Origin of the sequence: Rathayibacter sp. AY1A5, assembly GCF_002930875.1 — a bacterium.
In the GTDB taxonomy this organism is placed as follows: Bacteria; Actinomycetota; Actinomycetes; order Actinomycetales; family Microbacteriaceae; genus Rathayibacter.
Genome location: NZ_PSTM01000020.1, coordinates 40765 through 60986, shown reverse-complemented (window position 1 = coordinate 60986; position 20222 = coordinate 40765). Strand labels below are relative to the sequence as shown.

Below are 20222 nucleotides of genomic sequence, written 5' to 3'. Positions count from 1 at the left end.
CCGCGTCCGCTCCAACTACTTCGACCTCGGGATGATCTTCGACTACTGGGGGGCGCGGTCGTGGTGGCCGGGTCCGTGGTGGTGCCGGTCATGCGCGTGCCGCCCCGTAGACCTCGTAGGCCCCCGCGACTCCGCCGCCCACCGGCACGGAGGCGCCCGCGCGGCGCAGCACCGCCTCCAGCGCCGCCAGGGTGGTCAGCACCGCGTCCGTCCGGGCGTTGTAGCCCATCGTGCCGATGCGCCAGACCTTCCCGTGCAGCGGCCCGAAGGACGTGCCGATCTCGATGCCGAAGTCGGCGAGCATCTCCCCGCGCACCGCGTCACCGTTCACGCCCTGCGGGATGCGCACCGCGACGACGTTCGTCATCTTGTGCCCGACGTCGCCGAACACCTCGAGATCGAGGCCGCGGACTCCGGCGAGCATCGCCGACCCGTGCAGCGCGTGGCGGGCGACCGTCTCGTCCAGGCCCTCCTCGACGACGATGCGGGCGCACTCGCGCGCGCCGTAGAGCATCGTGGTCGCCTCGGTGTGGTGGTTGAGGCGGCGCGGCCCCCAGTAGTCGAAGATCATCCCGAGGTCGAAGTAGTTGGAGCGGACGCGGCGGGCGCTGACAGTGTCGCCCTCGTCGCGGATCCCCGCCTCGATGCTCCTGCGCGACTCGATCACCGCGACGGCCTTCTCCGAGAAGGTGACGGGAGCCGATCCGGACGGGCCGCCCAGGCACTTCTGGAGCCCCGCGGTGACCGCGTCGAGCCCGAGCTCGTCGGTCGCGAAGGCGTTGCCCGCGAGGGAGGCGGTGACGTCGGTGTAGAAGAGGGCGCCGTGCTTCTCGCAGAGGGCGCCGAGCTCCTCCAGCGGCTGCGCCATGGTGGTCGACGTGTCGCCGTGGACCACGGCCAGCATCTTCGGCTTCACCCGGGCCAGGGCCTCGGCGATCGCCGAGACGGGGAAGACCTGCCCCCACTCGGCCTCGATCACGTGCACCTCCGCGCCGCAGCGCTCCGCGATCTCCCGGAGGAGGTGCCCGAACCGCCCGAACACCGGCACGAGCACGCGGTCGCCCGGCTCCAGCATCGAGACCAGCGCCGCCTCGATGCCCGCACGGCTCGTGCCGTCGACGAGCATCGTCTTCTCGTTGCGGGTGCGGAACACCTGCCGGTACAGCTCCTGCGTCTCCGTCATCGTCGCCGTCATGAACGGGTCGTACTGTCCGACCAGCTGCGCCGACATCGCACGCAGGACGCGCGGATCCGCGTTGATCGGGCCCGGCCCCATCAGCAGGCGAGGCGGCGGATCGACGGGGAGGAACGGTGCGGGCGCGGTCATGAGCCACCTCTTCACGAGCGGGAGAGAAACAGTCGTTTCACCCGGAGAGCCTATGCGACGGACGTTTCGCCGGTGTTTCGCGGTGTGGCGGGGGTCGTCGGGGAGGGTCGCGAGACGCTGGTCGGCAGGAGGGCCGTGATGGAGGGAAGGGCCTCCGGACGGTGATCGAGGACCGGATCGTCGCCCTCACCTAGGCGACGATCGCGATCATCTTCGGTGTGGTGTTCATCACTCAGAGCGAGCGGATCTCTGCGCGGGCCCGAGATCAGCTGCGGAAGCACGGGCAACGGGCCGGGCCTTCGGGGCAGTCGCCGTTCCTGACGGCCGCGGGCGGAGCTCTCCTCGTCGTCATCGGCGTCCTCGTGGTCCTGCTGACGGCGACGTCGGTCCTGTGCGGATCGTCCTGATCCGGTTGATCGGAGCCGGCTCGACGTCCGCTGGTGCGGCGAGCCTCCTCCACAGGGCCGTCCGGCGAGCGGATTCTCCCGATCGGACGCACCTGCGGCCCGCGTGTCGGTGGTCGCTGGTTCAATACGGGTATGGCGGATGGGATGCGGCAGGGACTCGAGGAGGTCCGCGCCCTCGGCGACCGCGCGGCGCTGCTCGCCCGCTCGGCGGCTCCGCTCCACCTCGCCTCCGCCGAGGCGCTGCACGAGGCGTACACGGCTGCTCTGCGTCGCCCGGAGGCGTTCGCGCGCGGCGGGTCTTCCGCCGAGTCGCGCGACCTCGTGGAGCGCTCGGTCCGGGCCGAGCTCGCCGTCGCACTCGCCGTGTCCGAGCGTGTGGCCGCGCGCGAGCTCGAGCACGCCCGCCTGCTGGTCGACCACCTGCCCTGCACGCGCGCCGCGCTGGCCGAGGCGCGGTTGCGCTGGGAGGCGGGGCAGATCATCTGCGGAGTCGCGGCCACCCTGCCGCCGGCCACCCTCCCGGAGTTCGACGAGCGCGCCGCGGGACTGGCCGCCTCGATGACGCCGACCCAGCTGCGGCGACGCCTCGCCCGGCTGCGGGACGAACTCCACGAGAGTCCTCTGGCCGACCGGCACGCCCGCGCTCGGGAGGACCGGTCGGTCCGGGTCTCGCCCGAGCAGGACGGCATGGCCACGCTCTGCGCGACCCTCCCCGCTCCGGCAGCGTTCGGTGCGCTCGCGCGGCTCGACCGGATCGCCCGCGCCCTCCGCGACGGGAGCGGTGCAGCGGAGGAGCGCACGCTCGCGCAGCTGCGGGCCGACGCCCTGGTCGACCTGCTCTGCGACGGCGACGTGTCCGGCACGGCGCCGGGCGACGAGCGTCCGCGCACAACCGTCCGCGGCATCCGGGCCGAGGTGCGTCTGACCCTCGCCGCGAGCACCGGGGCCGGGCGGGACGAGACGCCCGCGGAACTGGACGGCTACGGCCTCGTCCCGGCCGGCGTCGCGCGCGAGCTCCTCGGAGCCGACTCGGCCGTCACCCCGGTGCTCACCCATCCGAGCACGGGCGCCGTGGTCTCCGTCGGACGCACGCACCGCCTCCCTCCCCCGCGGATGCGCCTCGCCCTCCAGCTGCGCGACCGGTCCTGCCGCTTCCCCGGCTGCACCCGGCCCGCGGCGACCGCCGAGGCCGACCACACGCTCGAGTGGCGTCACGGAGGCGCCACCGCCCTCGACAACCTGGCGTCGCTCTGCGTCGCCCACCACCACGTCCGCCACGGCGACCGCTGGACCTACACGCTCCACCCCGACGGATCGGCCGACTGGACCACCCCCACGGGCCGACGCGTGGTCACCCGTCCACCCGATCCGCCCGCGCCGCCAGCCCCGCCGCGGCGCAGGCCGAGCTTCAGCGATGCGCCGCCCCCGTTCTGACGGCGGAAGGAGCCGCGCTCCTGCGGGCATGCTCCAGCGCGTGCTCCAGCGGGCGTGCTCGTGCACGCCCGCTCGCGCCGCGCGGGTCCGATCCACCGGCCTGTCTCAGCCGAGGGCCGAGCCGTGGAAGCCGGTCGTCCGACGCGCCCGCCGACGAACCGGTCCACCGAGCCCGCACTCGCTGCACCCGGGCCCGTTCCACCCTCCGGGCTCGGCGCCCGTGCTCACCGCTGAGATCGGACCCGAGGACGGCGGTCAGCGCAGCGACTCGGCCACGACGGCGCAGCTTCCGCCTCGGATCCACGACGAGGGACGGAGGGACGGAACGAGAGCGCGAGAGAGCGAGAGAGAAGGAGAAGGACAAAGAGAGAGGGAGGGGCGGAGAGCGGGAGAGCGGGTCACGGCTTCCGCCTCGATTCACGACGAGGGAGAGGACGAGCTCGGGGCGTGGCCCCTCTCAGAGCGTGCCGGCCAGCTCCAGCAGTGCGAGATCCGACCCCCGCGGTCCCACCAGGCAGAGCCCCACCGGAGCGCCGCCGACACTCAATCGCGGCACCGACAGCGCCGGATACCCGCCGATCCCGGCGACGCAGGTCAGGCCGAGCGTCGCCGTCCGCGCCGCGTCGATCGCCTCGGCCGACGCATCGAGGGCCGGCGCCACCGACGACGTCGACGGCAGGAGGAGCACCCGCCCCTCGAGCGCACGGTCGAGCGCCTCCCGGAACCCCGCGACCCGCGCCCGTGCGGCCGCCTCCGTCTGCTCGTCGACGAGCGAGGCCGCGTCGAAGCGGGCCTGGACGTCCGCCGCCAGCACTCCCGGATGCGCCGCGACCCACGAGCCGCTCGACCGCCACGCCTCCGCCGCCTGCACGAGCCGGAACGCCTCGAGCATCTCCGCCACGGGCGGCAGCTCGACCTCGTCGGCGCTCATCCTCCCGACCGCCGATCGGAACGCCGCCCGAACGGCCGCGTCCACTCCGCCCAGGAGTGCCGGCGCCACCGCGAGACTCCGGACCGGCGATTCGGACGGCAGGCAGACCTCGGCCACCCGCCTCAGCGTGCCGAGGTCCCGCGTCAGCCACCCGACGGTGTCGAAGCTCGGCGCCAGCGGCAGCAGCCCCTCGACGGGCACCGCACCGTGGGTCGTCCTCAGCCCCCACAGGCCCTGGTAGGAGGCGGGTACCCGGATCGATCCCGCGGTGTCGGTCGCCAGCCCGACGGCGGCCTGCCCGAGCGACACGGCGGTCGCCGGTCCGCTCGACGATCCGCCCGGGATCGCTCCGGGCACGGCCGGATTGGGCGGCGTCCCGTAGCCGGAGTTCCGGCCGGCGATGCTGTAGGCGAACTCGTCGGTCTGAGCGATCCCGCGCACCGACGCTCCCGCTGCGAGCAGCTGCGCGACGGCCGGAGCGGTCGCCGCCTCGATCGGCGCGGAAGCGAGGCGGGCCGGCACTCCCGCGCCGATCCGCTGGCCCTCGATCGCGAAGAGGTCCTTGACCGCGACGTCCAGTCCGTCGAGGGTCCCGGAGCCGGCGGCCGGCACGAGCGGCGCGCCGATGGCGCGCCAGACGCGGGGGTCCAGCGCGGGCGAGGGCGCCTGCACCTGCGCGGCGCGCACCCGCCAGGTCCCGCCCTCGCGCGACCACAGCTGCGTGACGAGCCCGCGCCCGCCACGGGCGGGAGCGTTCACGCTCACCACGAGCGCCGTGCCCGCCTCGACCGCCCTGACGTGCAGCTCCACCAGCTCCCGCACCGGTGCCCCGCCGCGACGACCCCGGAAGCCGGTGATCACCGCGTGTCCGACGAGCAGTCCGGAGGCGTCGCCCCGGAGCGTCGTCGGCGCGTCCACGAACGCGTCGGCGAGCGCCGCGACGTCGTCCGCCCCGAGCGCCGCCTCGTAGGCCAGGACCGCGTCCACCAGCCCGTCCGGCAGGTCGCCCTCGAGCGTCGTCACCCGCGGGTCAGTCATCGAAGTCGGCCGTCCGGACGCGGGCGTGCACGCCCTTCACCATGTCGACGACCTGCGAGATGTCGAAGTCGGTCGCCGCGCTGAGGTAGGCGTAGGCGTGAGCCGGGTCCATCCCGTAGCGGGCTGCCAGCAGCGCGATGGCCGCGCGGACGCACTTCTGCACGGCGACGTCCAGGTCCTCGTCCATCCCGGTGGGCACGAGGAACTCGCCGGTCTCCCCCATCGGCCCGAGCAGCTCCCCGAACGCCGCGAGCGCCTCGGCGCGCGGGACGACCTCCAGGCGCACCCGGACGCGCAGGCTCGCCTCCATCGCCGTCAGCGCCACCTCGCCGTCGCCCTGCGCGAAGTGGGGATCGCCGACGTACGCGAGCGCGCCCGGGACCTGCACGGGAAGGTAGAGGCTGGTTCCGGCGGTCAGCAGTGCGATGTCGATGTTGCCCCCGTGCGCACCGGGCGGCACGGAGTGCGGGCGCTCCTCCCCTGCGACGGCGACGCCCATGATCCCGAGGAACGGCCGGAGCGGGAACCGGGCGGCCCGCTCTCCTCCCGGCACCAGCGGGATCACGCCGCGGAGACCGCCCTGCGCGTCCTCGTCGACGCGCGCGAAGACGCTGAACGACCCCTCCTGCAGCGGGTACTCGCCCGGCAGCGCCCCGCGGCCGTGCCGGTTCGAGACGACTCCGTACGGCACGCGCGGCTCGGCCTCGAGGAGGGTCATCCGGAGCAGGTCCCCCGGCAGAGCTCCCCGGACCGCGATCGGCCCCGTGACCACGTGCGGCCCGTCCGTCCCGCCGTCGCGGAACGGCCCGTCCGCGGCGAGCGCGACCGCGTCGCGCAGCACCCCCTCCGGAGCGACTCCGTTGCGGCCGAAGAAGGCGACCGGATCGCGGCCCTGGTCCTCCAGCACACCCTCGTGGCTGAGCGTGTCGATGACGACCTCGGCCCCCGAGTCGACGGTGAGCACGGGCGCGTCCGCCGCGCACGGCAGGCGCCCCCACAGCACCGAACCCGGCTCAACCGGCAGGTAGTCGACCCCCGGCGGCACTCCCTCACCGGGCTGCACCGCCCACTCCGTCCACCGCATGCGCGTCCGCCTCCCGCGCGGCCCGTCCGCGCCGTCCGACCCTAACCGCGCCGTGTTTCGAGCATGTGCACGCGTGTGCCACGATTCTCCAGACCCGCCCCCGACGACAGGACTCCTGTGTTCCGACGCCTGCGCACCCGCTCCGAGGGCGCGACCCTCGGCCTGATGCTCGCCCTCACCTTCTCGACGGGCATCATCGACGCCGTCGGGTACCTCGGGCTCGACCGCGTCTTCGCCGGCAACATGACCGGCAACGTCGTCATCCTCGGCATGGCCCTCTCCGGCACGGCCGACCTGCCCGTGGTCGGGCCCCTGATCGCGCTGGGCGCCTTCATGATCGGCGCCGTGATCGGCGGCCGGGTGCTCCGCCCGGTGAAGAAGGGCTGGACCTCGCGCTCGACCTGGCTCTTCGCGGTGGTCGGCATCCTGCTCGGCGTCCTGGCGATCGTGCTCGCGGTCGTGCCCGAGCACCCCGAGCCGCTCGCCTTCACCGTCACCGGCGTGCTGGGCGGGGCGATGGGCCTCCAGGCCGCGACCGCCCGCCACCTCGCCGTCAAAGACGTCACGACGGTCGTCGTCACCTCGACGATCACGGGCCTCGCTGCGGACTCCCGCCTGGCGGGTGGTTCCGGTCAGCCGTGGTTCCGCCGCGCGGCGGCGATCGTCCTGATCGCCGCGGGTGCCGGAGTCGGCGCGCTCGCCCTGCTGGTCGGGCTCTGGCTCGGCCTCGCGATCGCCGCCGTCATCACGCTCGTCGCGACGCTGCTGGGCGAGCTCGTCGTCCACTCCCGGTACGCTCCGGCGCCCGCCGACGCCGCCGCCTGAGGCGGCGCCTCCCGGCGCGTCAGCGCGGCAGTTGCTGGCAGTGCGGGCAGAGGTGCGACGAGCGGTTCATGAACGGCACCCGCACGATCGCCGCGCCGCACCGGGCGCACGGCTTCCCCGTCTGCCCGTAGGCGTGCAGGCTGTGCGAGAAGTAGCCGGAGCCACCGTTCACGTTCACGTACTGCGCATCGAAGCTGGTGCCGCCCTCGGCCAGCGCCCGTTCGAGCACCGAGCGCACCTCGGCGAAGAGGCGGCGGATGCGCGCCTCGCCGAGCGACGAGCTCGGCCGCTCCGGGTGCAGCTCCGCCGCCCACAGCGACTCGTCCGCGTAGATGTTCCCGATGCCGCTCACGAGCGTCTGGTCGAGCAGCGCCCGCTTGATCCCGCTGCTCCTCCTCGCCAGCGACGCGACGACCGAGCCCAGGTCGAAGGAGGGGTCGAGCGGATCGCGGGCGATGTGCGCGACCTGCGAGGGCACGGCGCGCAGCCAGCCGCCTCCGCGGACCTCCTCGCCCGCGTAGCCGCCCGGCGCTCCGTCCGGGGTCGGCACCAGAGCGTCGACCGCCATCGAGCCGAAGATCCGCTGGTCAACGAAGTGCAGGGCGAGCTCGCCGTGCTCGGGGTGCTCGATCCCGATCCGGATGCGCGCCAGCCGCGGCAGCGCCGCATCCGCCGTGCGCAGCAGCACCTGGCCGCTCATGCCGAGGTGCACCAGCAGCGCCTCGTCGCGGCCCGCGGGCAGCCAGAGGAACTTCCCGCGCCGCACCGCCGCTTCGAGCCGGCGCCCGACGAGCAGGCGCTCGAAGGTCCCGTGCGGATGCACGTGCCGCTTCAGCGAGCGCTCGTCGACGATCTCGACGCCGGTCACCAGGGAGCCGGTGACCGCGGGAGCGAGACCCGCCCGCACCACCTCGACCTCGGGCAGCTCGGGCACGGTCAGTCCGAGACCGTGGGAGCGGCGGGTGCGCCGGGGGCCGCAAGACGCGTCCACGCGTCGAGCGCGGCGGCCATCTCGGCCGCCTTCTTGCTCGTCCCCTCGCCGCGGGCGGTGACGAGTCCGCCGACGATCACGGTGGCGACGAACACCTTGTTGTGGTCGGGGCCGGTGGCGGCGATCTCGTAGCGCGGGGCCGGCGCACCGCGCTCGGCGGCCGCCTCCTGGAGGCTCGTCTTCGGGTCCATCGAGACGCCGAAGCGGAGCGGATCGGCCCGCAGAGGTGCGATCAGGCGCAGCACCAGGTCGCGGGCCGCGTCGGGACCGGTGCCCAGGTAGACGGCGCCGATGATGGCCTCGACGGTGTCGGCGAGGATCGACGCCTTGTCGCGGCCGCCGGTCAGCTCCTCGCCGCGTCCGAGGCGGAGGAACTCGCCCAGGCCGATGCCGCGGGCGATCTCGGCGAGCGCGACGGTCGAGACGAGGCTCGCCCGGCGTTTGGCCAGGTCGCCCTCGCTGAGGGCGGGGTACTCGGTGTAGAGCATGACGGTCACGGCCTGCCCGAGGATCGAGTCGCCGAGGAACTCGAGGCGCTCGTTGTGCGGGATGCCGCCGTGCTCGAAAGCGAACGACCGGTGCGTCAGGGCGAGCTCGAAGAGCTCACCGTCGAGGCTCACGCCGAGCGTGGCCTCCAGACGCGACCGGTCGTCGCTGGAGGGTAGTGCGGAGGTCTGGTTCACCATGGACCGCGGTCCGTTCGTCGAGAGGCGGTGCGCCCCGCGCCGTGCGGACCAGGAGCGGGATCAGACGTCGGCGACCTTGCGGCCCTTGTACTCGAGGAACAGCGCGGTGCCCGCGGAGTCCTCGACGACCTTGGCGCGGTGGGGAAGGCTGTAGACGACCTTGCCGTTCTCGATGGTCTTGACGAGGGTGGGGACCTCGGCCTTCCACTGCGAACGACGGGCGTGGGTGTTCGCGCGGGACTTCTTCCTCTTGGGAACAGCCATGATTCTCTCTTCTCTACCTCTAGTCGGATTCGGTGCGGGCGGTCGCGCCCTCACCGCTGTCTGCGGAAGCTCTGTCGGTGGAAGCTCCGGGCGCTGCGGCCCCGCCGTCCTCCTCGCTCAACCCTGCGAGCGCGGCCCACCGGGAGTCGCGCGGCGCCTCGGGTTCGGGCGTGGAGGTATCGGCCAGCCGCTCCCCCGTGACGGGGTCGAGGCCCGGACAGTCCGGCCGGCAGACCGGCTGGAACGGCAGCGACAGAACCACCGCATCCCTGACCAGAGGTTCAAGATCCACGTGGTCGTCGTGAACCTCATAGTCGAAAGCTTCGTCAGAAGAGTACGCGAAAAGTTCCTGGAACTCGACATCGACAGGCAGGGAGATGTCGGTCAGGCACCGGCTGCACTCGCCGTCGGCCCTCGCCGACACCTCGACACTGGCCAGGATCCCCTCGTGCACGGACTCGAGCCGGACGTCGAGATCGACGGCCGATCCCTTGCGGACCGCGACGATCCCCTCGCCGAACTGCTCCGGCGCCTCGAGCTCGAGGCGGTGCTCGCGCATCTCGCCCGGTCGCCTCACGAGGTCGCGCACGTTCACGGTGAACGGCGTCTTCTTGAAAGTAGTCACGAGGGTCCAGCCTACCCCTCCCGGCCCCCTCCGGGGCCGGAGGGGCCGGGAGGAGCCGGGAGGGGCGGAGTCCGGGCTCAGGCGCCGCCGGCCTCCAGCGTCACGTCGATCGGCGCGTAGTCGGCACCGCTCGTGTCCACTCCCTCGTCGGCGAGCTCCGCGAGCGCCTTCTCGATGTACTCGTTCGAGTAGGCGGTGGCGGGCGGGTCCGCGCTGATGATCGTCGCGCCCGTCTCGTTCTCCGTCTCCTTCGCGATGTCGACCGTCTGCTGCCACGCGGCCTCGTCGATCATCCCGACGCCGCTCGTCGAGGGCCAGATCAGCTTGTTGACCTCGTTGGTCATCCAGAGCTGGTGGCTGGTGCCGAGCGTGGATCCGGCCGCGGTGACGATGTCGGCCGCCGCCTGCGGGTCGTCCTTCGCGAAGATCCAGCCCTTGATCGAGGCCTTGATGAAGGCGACCGTCTGCTCGGCGTACGCGTCGTCGTCGGCGAGCCTGCCCGCGTCCGCCCAGATCGCGTCCTGGAGCATCGCGGTGCCCACGTCGTTCCAGCTGATGACGTTCAGATCGTCCGGCCGGTACAGCTCGCCTGTGGCGGGGTTCACGGTCTCGAGGACCTGGGCGTACTCGTTGTAGGTCATCGCCTGGGCCGCGTCGATGTCGCCCGCGAGGAAGCCGTTCATGTCGAACTGCTGCTGCACCAGCGAGATGTCGTCGAGGGAGACGCCGTCCTTCTGCATGCCGGCGAACAGCTCCCACTCGTTGCCGTAGCCCCAGCTGCCCACGCTCTTCCCGGCGAGGTCGGCGGGCGAGGTGATCCCCTTGTCCTTGAAGGAGATCTGCGTGGTGGCGCTGCGCTCGAAGATCTGCGCGACGTCGGTGATCCCGGCCCCCTGCTCGATCGAGCCGAGGACCTTGGGCACCCAGGAGATCGCGTAGTCGGCGTCGCCCGAGGCGAGCACGTCCTGGGGGACGATGTCGCCTCCTCCCTCGGCGATCGTCACGTCGAGGCCCTCGTCCTCGTAGTAGCCCTGGTCGAGCGCGGCGTAGTACCCGGCGAACTGCGCCTGGGCCACCCACTGCAGCTGCAGGGTGACCGGCGTGAGGCCGCCGGAGCCGGAGTCCGACCCCGGGTCGGAGCCGCCGGAGGCGCTGCAGCCGGTGAGCGCGAGGCCCACGGCCGCGAAGGCGGCGGTCGTCGTCAGGGTGATGCGGGTGCGTCTGGTCACGGGTCCTCCTGGTGCGGTCTGCGGGGTCGCCGGTGCGGCGCGCCCGTGGTGCGGCGGTGCAGGTGGTGCTGTGGTGCAGGTGGTGCTGTGGTGCAGGTGGCGCCGATGATGCGGGCGGTGCGGATGGTGCGTCGGGTGGAGTCGGGAATCGGGAGTCGGGAATCGGGAGGACCGAGGAGGGTGCGGGGACGCGCGGCGCCGCGCTCAGCGCAGCCGGCTGCGGCGCAGCGCGAACGCCTCGAGCGCGGCCGTCACGCAGTAGAACGCGAGGCCGACGAGCACGGCGCCCAGGACGTAGGCGTAGGCGAGCGCGTAGTCGCTGCCCGAGGCCGCCGTCGTGATCGACTTGCCGAGCCCGCCCACGGGTTCGCCGAAGTACTCGGCGACCAGCGCCGAGATCACCGCGAGCGAGGAGGCGATGCGGAGCCCCGTGAAGACGTAGGGCACCGCTCCCGGCAGCGTGATCGTGCGGGCGGTCTGCCAGGGGGTCGCCGCGTAGGCCTTCAGCAGGTCGCGGTGCACCGGAGCGGCCTGCCGCAGCCCGCGCAGCGTCGTCACGTACACCGGCACGAACACGGCGAGCGCCGCGACGAGCTGCCTCGCGGTCTCGGCGTTCGCTCCGAACATCGTGTAGAGCACCGGAGCGAGGGCGACGATCGGCACGACAGCGGCCGCGGCCACGATCGGCGCGACCAGTCCGTCGAACACCCGCGCGAGCGCCGAGAGTCCGGCGACCACGACCGCCAGCACTGCGCCGACCAGCAGGCCGACCAGCGCGTTGCGGCCGGTCACCGCGCTGCCCTCGGCGACGGAGCCGAGGTTCGCGGCGAACTCCCGTCCGATCGCCAGCGGCGACGGGAGCACGAACGGCTGGATCGCCAGAGCGGTGACCCCGGCCTGCCAGAGCAGGACCGCGGCGATCCCGAGCACGACCGGCGCGAGCACGCTGCGCGCCAGCGCCGTCGTGCTCACCGGCTCTCCACTCCGCGCGGCACGGCGGCGGGATCGCCGTGCAGCAGCTCGCGCACGGCGCTCACGTCGCGGAAGAACGCCGTGTCCTCCCTGACCGCCGCGTCGCGCTCGGATGCTCCGGCGAGTCCGACCGGGAGGACGTCGCGGATCCTGCCCGGCCGCGGCGACATCACCACGACGCGGTCCGAGAGGAACACCGCCTCCGGGATCGAATGGGTGACGAAGACGACGGCGGCGCCGGTCTCGCGCCGGATCCGCAGCAGCTCCGTCTGCATCCGCTCGCGGGTCATCTCGTCGAGCGCCCCGAACGGCTCGTCCATGAGGAGCAGACGCGGGCTCTCGGCGAGCGCCCGCGCGATGGCGACGCGCTGCTGCATCCCGCCGGAGAGCTGGTCCGGGTAGGAGTCGGCGAAGTCGCCGAGCCCGACCAGCGCCAGCAGCTCGTCGACGCGCGAGCGCCGGGCGGTCGCGGCGACGCCGTGCAGCTCCAGCGGCAGGGCGATGTTCGCCCGGATCGTGCGCCACGGCAGGAGGCCCGCCTGCTGGAACGCGATCCCGTAGTCCTGGTCGAGCCTCGCCTGCCGGGCCGTCTTGCCGAACACGGCGATCGAGCCGGAGTCCGGCTCGTCGAGGTCGGCGATCAGCCGCAGCAGCGTCGACTTGCCGCAGCCGGACGGGCCGATCAGCGAGACGAACTCCCCCGCGGCCACCTCGAGCGAGACGTCCTGGAGCGCCGTGACGCTCGCGGCGCGGGCGGTGGTGAAGGTCCTCGTGACGGAGTCGACGACGACCGCGGATCCTGCAGGGCTCATGCGGGCTGCTCCCCTCGGCGGTACGGACGGAGGAGGGTGCCGAGCAGAGCGACGGAGCCGGCGGCCGCGAGGCCCACCAGCACCGCCCCGAGGATCGGCGCCCAGGGCTTGGCGGGGTCGCCCCCGGCAGCGGAGGCGAACTCGATGATCATGCGGCCGATCCCGCCGCGCAGGCCGATCGAGACCTCGGCGACGATCGTGCCGACGACGGCGCTGACCGCTCCGAGCCGGAGGGCCGGCAGCAGGTAGGGCACGCTCGCCGGCAGCCTCAGGCGCACCAGCGTCTTCCACCAGCCGACGCCGTAGACGTGCATCAGCTCGACCTGGTGGGCCGTCGGCGAGCCGAGCCCGCGGAGCGCCCCGATCGAGACGGGGAAGAACGCGAGGTAGGAGGCGATCAGGGCCACCGACATCCAGTTCTCCCAGGTCACCGGTCCGAGCTCGAGCTGCGACCCCCAGCGCCGCACCAGTGGGGCGATCGCGATCAGGGGCACCGTCTGGCTCAGCACGATCCAAGGCAGCACCGCCGACTCCGCCGTGCGGAACCGCTGCATCAGGAGAGCCAGGAGCAGCCCCACGACCGTGCCGACGACCCAGCCGACCGCGGCGATCCCGAGCGAGAAGGCGCTCGCCCCCAGGACGGCCGACCAGAGCGCCGGGGCGTTCCGCGCTCCGGTGACCGGCTCGCCGAGCCGGGCCGCGATCTCCCAGAGGTGGGGCATCGCGATGGCGCTCGTGCGCGGGAGCACCGTGACTCCTCCGACGACCACCCCGGCCTCGGGCCCGAGCGCCTTCCAGCCCTCCCACACGAGCGCGAGCAGGAGGAGCCCGCCGGCGCCGAGCACGAGCCCGCGCGCGAGGGCCGGTCTCATGCGCGGGCCACGATGTGCTCGCGCAGCTCCGGGATGACCCGCTCGCCGTACACGCGCAGCGTCTCCTCCTTGTTGTCGTGCTGGAGGTATCCCGCGAACTGCGTCACGCCGATGTCGGCGAGCGCCCGGAGCTTCTCGATGTGCTCGTCCGCCGTGCCCAGCACGCAGAAGCGCTCGACGATCTCGTCCGGCACGAAGGCGGTGTGGCTGTTGCCCGCGCGGCCGTGCTCGTTGTAGTCGTAGCCCTCGCGCCCGGCGATGTAGTCCGTCAGCGCCTGCGGCACCGCTCCGGAGGCGCCGTAGCGGCCCACGATGTCGGCCACGTGGTTGCCGACCATCCCGCCGAACCAGCGGCACTGGTCGCGCATGTGCTCCCGGTCGATGCCGATGTACATCGGCGCCGCGACGCAGAACTGCAGCGACTCGGGATCCCGGCCGGCGTTCGCCGCCGCCTCCTTGACGGCGCCGATCATCCAGCGCGCGATGTCCACGTCGGCCAGCTGCAGGATGAAGCCGTCGCCGACCTCGCCCGCGAGCTTCAGGGCGAGCGGGCCGTAGGCGGCCACCCACATCTCCAGGGACGAGCCCCGGCTCCACGGGAACTGCAGCGTCTGGCCGTTGTACTCGACCGGACGGCTGTTGGCGAGCTCGCGGATGACGTGGATCGACTCCCGCAGCGTCTTGAGCGTCGTCGGAGCTCCTCCGGTCACCCTCACCGCCGAGTCGCCGCGTCCGATCCCGCACACCGTGCGGTTCCCGTACATCTCGTTGAGCGTCGCGTGCAGCGAGGCGATGACCGTCCAGTCGCGCGTGGCGGGGTTGGTGACCATCGGGCCGACCGTGATCCGGTGCGTCCTCTCGAGGATCTGCGAGTAGATCACGTAGGGCTCCTGCCAGAGCAGGTGCGAGTCGAAGGTCCACGCGTAGTCGAAGCCGTGCGTCTCCGCGAGGACGGCGAGCGCGACGGTGCGCGAGGCGGGCGGGTTGGTCTGGAGGACGACTCCGAAGTCCATGGGGTTCCTTCTGCTCGATCAGGTGCTGGCTCGGATCGGGTGCCGGCTCAGATCAGGTACTGGCTCAGACCGCGCGGGATGTACGCCCCGTCGCCCTTCGTGCCGACGTAGGAGCCGTCGTCGACGACGACCCTGCCGCGGGAGATCACCGTGTCGACGTGGCCGTCGATCTCGAAGCCCTCCCAGGCCGAGTAGTCCATGTTCATGTGGTGGCTTCGGCCCTCGCCGATCCCGATCGAGGTGTGCCCGCTCGGGTCGTAGACGACGACGTCGCCGTCGGCCCCGGGCTGGATGACGCCCTTCCTCCCGTACATCCCGAACATCCGCGCCGGGGTGGTCGAGGTGAGCTCGACCCAGCGCGGCAGGGAGATCTGCCCCGACACCACGCCCTGGTACATCAGGTCAATCCGGTGCTCCACCGAGCCGATGCCGTTGGGGATCTTCGAGAAGTCGCCGATCCCCATGTCCTTCTGGCCCTTCATGCAGAAGGGGCAGTGGTCGGTCGAGACCATCTGGATGTCGTTGGTGCGCAGCGACTGCCACATGTGGTGCTGATGCCCCTCCGCCTTCGAGCGCAGCGGCGTGGAGCACACCCACTTCGCGCCCTCGAAGCCCGGCGCGCCGAGCTGCTCCTCGAGCGAGAGGTAGAGGTACTGCGGGCAGGTCTCCCCGAAGACGTTCATGCCGCGGTCGCGGGCCTGGGCGATCTGCTCCACCGCCTGCTTCGCGGAGACGTGCACCACGTACAGCGGCGCGCCGGTGAGGTCGGCGATCATGATCGCCCGGTGCGTCGCCTCCTCCTCCGCCTGCCAGGGGCGAGAGGTGCCGTGGAAGTACGGCGCGGTGTTCCCGGCGGCGAGGGTCTGCTTCACCAGTTCGTCGATGAGGGCGCCGTTCTCGGCGTGCATCATCATCATCGCGCCGTTCTCCGCGCCCTTCTGGAACGCCCGGAGGATCTGCCCGTCGTCCGAGAGGAACACGCCCTTGTAGGCCATGAACAGCTTGAAGCTGGTCACCCCCTCGCGCATCAGCTCGTCCATCGCGACGAGCGAGGAGTCCTGCACGTCCGAGAGGATCTGGTGGAAGCCGTAGTCGATCGCGCAGTTGCCGGCCGCCTTCTCCTGCCACGCCTGGAACCGGTCGACGACGCTCTCGCCCGGGTACTGCACTACGAAGTCGACGATCGACGTCGTGCCGCCCCAGGCCGCGGCGCGCGTGCCGGTCTCGAAGGTGTCCGAGGCGGAGGTGCCGCCGAACGGCATCTCCATGTGCGTGTGCGCGTCGATCCCGCCCGGGATGACGTACTTGCCGCGCGCGTCGATCACCCGGTCGACGTGGGCCGCCAGGTCGAAGCCCAGCAGCGTGGAGCCGGGGGCGAGGACGGCGGCGATGGTCTCGCCGTCGATCAGGACGTCTGCGGCTCCGGTGCCGGTCGCGTTGACGACCGTCCCGCCGGTGATGAGGGTCTTCATCGGTCTTCCCCGTCTCGGTCTGCGGTCACGGCTTCGGGATGCTGGTGTACGACTCCGGCCGGCGGTCCCGGTAGAACTGCCAGTCGTCGCGCATCTCCTGCACCATGTCCATCTCGAGGTCGCGGATCAGGATTTCCTCGGCCTCGCCCGAGCCCCGCTCCCCGACGAACTCCCCCCGCGGATCGATGATCTGGCTGGTGCCGTAGAAGTCGACCGCGAGGTCGCCGTACTCGTTGTCCTCCCGGCCGACGCGGTTGGGCTGCAGCACGAAGTAGCCGTTCGCCACCGCGGCCGCCGGGCCCTCGACCTCCCAGAGGCGGTTCGACAGGCCGGGCTTGGTGGCGTTGGGGTTGAAGACGAGGTGGGCGCCGTTCAGGCCCAGCTCCCGCCAGCCCTCCGGGAAGTGGCGGTCGTAGCAGATGTGGACGCCGACCTTGCCGACCGCGGTGTCGAAGACCGGGAAGCCGAGGTTCCCGGGCCGGAAGTAGAACTTCTCCCAGAAGCGGTCCAGGTGCGGGATGTGGTGCTTGCGGTACTTGCCGAGGATCGTCCCGTCGGCGTCGACCACGACCGCGGTGTTGTAGTAGACGCCGGTCTGCTCCTCCTCGTAGATCGGGAGGATCATCACCACGCCCAGCTCCTTCGCGAGGGCCGCGAAGCGCTGCACGATCGGCCCGTCGGCGGGCTCGGCGTAGCGGTAGTACTTCTTGTCCTGGGTGATGCCGAAGTACGGGCCGTAGAACAGCTCCTGGAAGCAGACGATCTGCGCGCCGTCGGCTGCGGCGTCCCGGGCCATCCGCTCGTGCTTGTCGAGCATCGACTCCTTGTCGCCGGTCCAGGTCGTCTGGGTGATCGCTGCGCGGACGATGGTCATCGGTACCTCCATGCTCGGGCGTCCCTGTCCGACTCCGGTGTGCTCCGCCGGGCGGTGCGGAGCCGGGGACGTGGACCCACTGTGGTCCCCGCCGGGCCCGAAGGCAATGACGGACCGTCAGGCTCCGGGGACAGGGCTTCATCGTCGGGGTTCGACGTTTCCCCGGTGTTTCCGGCGCGGATCCGCAGCATTAAGGCTCGCCGGGGGAGGAATCCGTCGGTGCCGCTAGCGTGGGCGGATGCGCATCACGATCCTGGCCGGAGGCGTCGGCGGCGCCCGCTTCACCTCGGCGGTCCGCGAGCACCTCCGCGATCTCGAGGCCGCCGGCGGCGAGGCGAGCGAGATCACCGTCGTCGTCAACACCGGCGACGACATGTGGCTCACCGGCCTCAAGGTCTGCCCCGACCTCGACTCGATCACCTACGCGCTCGGCGGAGTGAACGACACGGAGCGCGGCTGGGGGCGGGCCGGCGAGAGCGAGCGGGTCTCGGCCGAGCTCACCGCCTTCGGCGTCGGCTGGCCGTGGTTCACCCTGGGCGACCTCGACCTCGGCACCCACATCGCCCGCAGCTCGATGCTGCGCGACGGCCTCACCCTCTCGGAGGCGACCGCCCGGATCACCGCCCGCTGGCCGCTGGGGGTCCGCCTGCTGCCGATGTCGGACCAGGACGTCGAGACCCACGTCGAGGTCGACCTTCCCGGCGAGGGCGTGCGGCTCCTCCACTTCGAGGAGTGGTGGGTGCGGCTTCGGGCGTCAGCGCCCGCGCGCCGCTTCGTCCAGCAGGGGGTGGAGAGCGCCCGCCCCGCCCCGGGCGTGCTGGAGGCGATCGCCGACACCGACGCGGTGCTCGTCGCCCCCTCCAATCCCGTCGTCTCGATCGGCACGATCCTCGGAGTGCCCGGGATCGCGGACGCCCTCCGCCGGACCTCCGCACCCGTCGTGGGCGTCTCCCCCGTCATCGGAGGCGCGGTGGTGCGCGGCATGGCCGACGCCTGCCTCAGAGCGATCGGCGTCGAGACCTCCGCCGAGGCCGTCGGCCGGCACTACGGAGCCCGGAGCGGGGGCGGCCTCCTCGACGCCTGGCTCGTCGGCGAGGAGGACGCGGACGCGGTCCCGGCGCTCGATTCGGCGGGGCTCCGCGCCCGCTCCGTGCCGCTCTGGCTGACCGGCCGAGACGCCTCCGTGCGGCTCGCCGCCGACGCTCTCGCCGCCGCGAGGGGCTGAGCGGGGCCTCCTCCCCCGGGCCGCGCACCGCCTGTCGCAGCGCGGATGCGGTCACGCCTCCCACGGGGCGCCCCGTTCCCTTGTACGGTCGGAGGCGGACGAACTCCCCGATTCACCCCCGCATCGGATCCGGAGCCCCTCGGTCGCGCGCCCGACCGCGTCCTCACCACGTCTCCGAGCCCTGCGGAACCGCGTGCCGTCCCGTCAGGAGGACACCATGGAGCCCAGCTCGAGGATCAGCACCGAGCGGATCGAGCCCGACATCGTGGTGATCCGCCCCGTCGGCCGGCTCGACCTGTCCACGGCGTGGGAGCTCGAAGCGGTCCTCCAGCGCGCGCTCGAGGCGGGAGAGGTCCGCGTGGTCGTCGACCTGGCGGCCGTCGAGTTCCTCGACTCGTCCGGGCTCGGCGTCCTCGTCGCCGGACTCAAGGAGGCGCGTAAGGCGGGCGGCGAGCTGCGCGTGGCCGCCGCCGGCGAGCAGCCCGCCATGGTGCTCGGCCTGTCCAACCTCGACCGCCTGCTCGGGAGCGCCGAGACCGTCGAGGAGGCCTACCGTGCCTGAGCGCTCCTTCGTCGTGCGCACGCCGCCCGAGGACGGCGTCACCGCCGTCCACGAGGCGCTCGAGGAGCTGTGGCTCGAGGAGCCGGGCGTCGCGCCGGTCGACCGGATGTCGTTCGAGACCGCGCTGGTCGAGCTGACCTCGAACATCGTCCAGCACGCCCGGTCGTACCGGCACATCATCTGCCTGGTCGAGATCCGCGTCGACGCGACCGAGCTGCGCGCCTCGCTCAACGACTCCGCCGAGGAGGCGCCCGCCGAGGTCGCCGATCCCCGCGACATGCCGGACGAGTGGGACGAGGCAGGCCGCGGGATCCCGTTCATCCACGCCCTCGTCACCGAGTTCTCCTACCGCCGTGTCGACGGGCAGAACCTCTGGGCACTCGCCCGGACCCGCACGTGAGCGAGCCGACCGAGCGCGCCCGCCTCGCCGCGATCGCCGAGCTCGGGATCGGCCTGAGCACCCCCCAGGAGCGCTTCGACAGGATCACCCGCATCGCCCGCCGGCTCCTGCGCGTCCCCCTCGCCGAGATCAACATCCTCGAGGAGTCGACGCAGTTCACGAAGTCGCCCCAGCGCTCGGCGCGGGCGAGCAGGATGCTGCGCGCCGACTCGATGTGCGACGTCACGGTCCAGCAGGGCGACATCCTCGTCGTCGAGGACGCCACCGCCGATCCGCGGTTCGCCGACCGCGGAGTCGTCACCGGATCCCCTCACGTGCGCTTCTACGCGGGCCGCCCGCTCGTCGTCGGGGACGGCCTCCGCGTCGGCACGATCTGCATCATCGACAGCGAGGTGCGCGGCTTCTCGGAGGAGGAGCGCGAGATCCTCGAGGACCTCGGCCGGTGGGCCGAGCGGGAGCTGCGCGAGATCGCCTTCTCCGGACGCGCGAGCGAGACGCAGGAGCGGCTCCGGCCCCAGCGCCTCGACCTCGGCGAGTGGAGCCTCGACTCGCTGACCACGCCGCTGCACGACGTCGCCGGCGACTACACGGCGTGGCGCCGCAGCGGGGACGACCTCTCCCTCGAGCTGGTCGACGTGATGGGCAAGGGGGTCTCGGCGGCGATCGTCGCCTCCGCGATCCGCTCCGCGTTCCAGGCGCGGCCGGAGCTCCCTCCCGCGGCAGCCGTCGAGGCCGTCAACCGCCAGCTCCTGCCCGACCTGACCGCGACCGGGATGTTCGCGACCGCGCTGATCGCCCGGGTCGACCTCGCGAGCGGCGCCGTCGCGTTCGTGGACAGCGGCCACGGCCTCACCCTCCTGCTGCGCGCCGACGGCACCTCGGAGCGGCTCGCCTCCACCGGCGTCCCGCTCGGCATCGCCGCCGACGTCTCCTGGGAGGAGGAGCAGCGCGTGCTCGCCCCCGGCGACGCGCTCTTCTCCTGCAGCGACGGCCTGCTCGACGTCTTCGGCGGGCGCCTCGACGCGCTCGACCGTCTCGCCGAGCTGGTGCGGAGCAACGACGACCCCGCTCTCTTCGAGCGTCTGCATGCTCTCGCAGACGACGCGCACGACGATGTGACAGCGTTGGTGCTGCGGCGCTCCGCAGCGCCCGCCCCCTCCTGATCCTGATCGAAAGGAC

20 protein-coding genes are annotated in these 20222 nt (G+C 72.6%); 6 read left to right on the top strand and 14 right to left on the bottom strand.

All coding sequences use genetic code 11. The features are described 5' to 3' along the window. Positions 1–88: 88 nt before the first annotated feature. A complete protein-coding gene (locus C5B98_RS13485) occupies positions 89–1327 on the bottom strand; it encodes an alanine--glyoxylate aminotransferase family protein (protein WP_244229434.1) in 1239 nt (412 codons plus the stop codon). Positions 1328–1878: 551 nt separating this feature from the next. Here C5B98_RS13485 and C5B98_RS13475 point away from each other — a divergent pair. Continuing rightward, positions 1879–3168: an HNH endonuclease signature motif containing protein gene (locus C5B98_RS13475; RefSeq protein ID WP_181065546.1), complete on the top strand. Its 1290-nt coding sequence runs from the start codon at positions 1879–1881 to the stop codon at positions 3166–3168. A 457-nt stretch (positions 3169–3625) separates the two neighbouring features. Here the strand turns inward: C5B98_RS13475 and C5B98_RS13470 are convergent, their stop codons facing one another. Beyond that, positions 3626–5137, bottom strand: coding sequence for an AtzH-like domain-containing protein (locus C5B98_RS13470; RefSeq protein WP_104327932.1), 1512 nt, complete (start codon positions 5135–5137; stop codon positions 3626–3628). Further along, on the bottom strand, positions 5130–6221 hold the full coding sequence (locus C5B98_RS13465) for an acetamidase/formamidase family protein (RefSeq protein WP_104327931.1): 1092 nt from the start codon (positions 6219–6221) through the stop codon (positions 5130–5132). Before C5B98_RS13465 ends, C5B98_RS13470 begins: the two co-directional genes overlap by 8 nt. A 117-nt stretch (positions 6222–6338) precedes the next feature. Between C5B98_RS13465 and C5B98_RS13460 the strand changes: the two genes are divergently transcribed. Continuing rightward, a complete protein-coding gene (locus C5B98_RS13460; RefSeq protein ID WP_258063524.1) occupies positions 6339–7046 on the top strand; it encodes a YoaK family protein in 708 nt (235 codons plus the stop codon). A 19-nt stretch (positions 7047–7065) separates the two neighbouring features. Here the strand turns inward: C5B98_RS13460 and mutM are convergent, their stop codons facing one another. The 11 genes from mutM to C5B98_RS13405 form a co-directional block, all read right to left on the bottom strand. After that, entirely contained in the window at positions 7066–7980 is a 915-nt protein-coding gene (gene mutM, locus C5B98_RS13455) for a bifunctional DNA-formamidopyrimidine glycosylase/DNA-(apurinic or apyrimidinic site) lyase (RefSeq protein WP_104327929.1), read from the bottom strand. Positions 7981–7982: 2 nt separating this feature from the next. Continuing rightward, positions 7983–8723 (bottom strand): ribonuclease III, encoded by a 741-nt coding sequence (gene rnc / locus C5B98_RS13450; protein WP_104327928.1) that lies wholly within the window; start codon positions 8721–8723, stop codon positions 7983–7985. 60 nt (positions 8724–8783) lie between these two features. Next, entirely contained in the window at positions 8784–8987 is a 204-nt protein-coding gene (gene rpmF / locus C5B98_RS13445; protein WP_104223482.1) for a 50S ribosomal protein L32, read from the bottom strand. Positions 8988–9006: 19 nt separating this feature from the next. Then, complete coding sequence (locus tag C5B98_RS13440; protein ID WP_104327936.1) at positions 9007–9546, bottom strand: DUF177 domain-containing protein; 540 nt, start codon at positions 9544–9546, stop codon at positions 9007–9009. Positions 9547–9689: 143 nt separating this feature from the next. Then, a complete protein-coding gene (locus C5B98_RS13435) occupies positions 9690–10841 on the bottom strand; it encodes an ABC transporter substrate-binding protein (protein WP_258063523.1) in 1152 nt (383 codons plus the stop codon). A 204-nt stretch (positions 10842–11045) separates the two neighbouring features. Further along, positions 11046–11813: an ABC transporter permease gene (locus C5B98_RS13430; RefSeq protein ID WP_104327927.1), complete on the bottom strand. Its 768-nt coding sequence runs from the start codon at positions 11811–11813 to the stop codon at positions 11046–11048. Next, a complete protein-coding gene (locus C5B98_RS13425; protein WP_104327926.1) occupies positions 11810–12625 on the bottom strand; it encodes an ABC transporter ATP-binding protein in 816 nt (271 codons plus the stop codon). The genes C5B98_RS13430 and C5B98_RS13425 overlap by 4 nt, the downstream gene beginning before the upstream one ends. Then, positions 12622–13497, bottom strand: coding sequence for an ABC transporter permease (locus C5B98_RS13420; protein ID WP_104327925.1), 876 nt, complete (start codon positions 13495–13497; stop codon positions 12622–12624). Before C5B98_RS13420 ends, C5B98_RS13425 begins: the two co-directional genes overlap by 4 nt. Then, positions 13494–14510 (bottom strand): TIGR03842 family LLM class F420-dependent oxidoreductase, encoded by a 1017-nt coding sequence (locus tag C5B98_RS13415; RefSeq protein WP_104327924.1) that lies wholly within the window; start codon positions 14508–14510, stop codon positions 13494–13496. Before C5B98_RS13415 ends, C5B98_RS13420 begins: the two co-directional genes overlap by 4 nt. Before the next feature lie 47 nt (positions 14511–14557). Beyond that, positions 14558–15982 (bottom strand): dihydropyrimidinase, encoded by a 1425-nt coding sequence (gene hydA, locus C5B98_RS13410; protein WP_104327923.1) that lies wholly within the window; start codon positions 15980–15982, stop codon positions 14558–14560. 25 nt (positions 15983–16007) lie between these two features. Continuing rightward, entirely contained in the window at positions 16008–16856 is an 849-nt protein-coding gene (locus tag C5B98_RS13405; protein WP_104223476.1) for a nitrilase-related carbon-nitrogen hydrolase, read from the bottom strand. Positions 16857–17094: 238 nt separating this feature from the next. Between C5B98_RS13405 and cofD the strand changes: the two genes are divergently transcribed. The 4 genes from cofD (at position 17095) to C5B98_RS13385 (ending at position 20206) form a co-directional block, all read left to right on the top strand. Next, positions 17095–18081 carry a 2-phospho-L-lactate transferase gene (gene cofD, locus C5B98_RS13400; RefSeq protein WP_104250955.1) on the top strand — a complete coding sequence of 329 codons (987 nt, stop codon included), beginning with the start codon at positions 17095–17097 and terminating at the stop codon, positions 18079–18081. A 217-nt stretch (positions 18082–18298) separates the two neighbouring features. After that, positions 18299–18643 carry an STAS domain-containing protein gene (locus tag C5B98_RS13395; RefSeq protein WP_104223474.1) on the top strand — a complete coding sequence of 115 codons (345 nt, stop codon included), beginning with the start codon at positions 18299–18301 and terminating at the stop codon, positions 18641–18643. Beyond that, positions 18636–19043 carry an ATP-binding protein gene (locus C5B98_RS13390; RefSeq protein ID WP_104223473.1) on the top strand — a complete coding sequence of 136 codons (408 nt, stop codon included), beginning with the start codon at positions 18636–18638 and terminating at the stop codon, positions 19041–19043. The genes C5B98_RS13395 and C5B98_RS13390 overlap by 8 nt, the downstream gene beginning before the upstream one ends. Beyond that, complete coding sequence (locus C5B98_RS13385) at positions 19040–20206, top strand: PP2C family protein-serine/threonine phosphatase (RefSeq protein ID WP_181065545.1); 1167 nt, start codon at positions 19040–19042, stop codon at positions 20204–20206. The genes C5B98_RS13390 and C5B98_RS13385 overlap by 4 nt, the downstream gene beginning before the upstream one ends. The last annotated feature ends 16 nt before the right edge of the window (positions 20207–20222 follow it).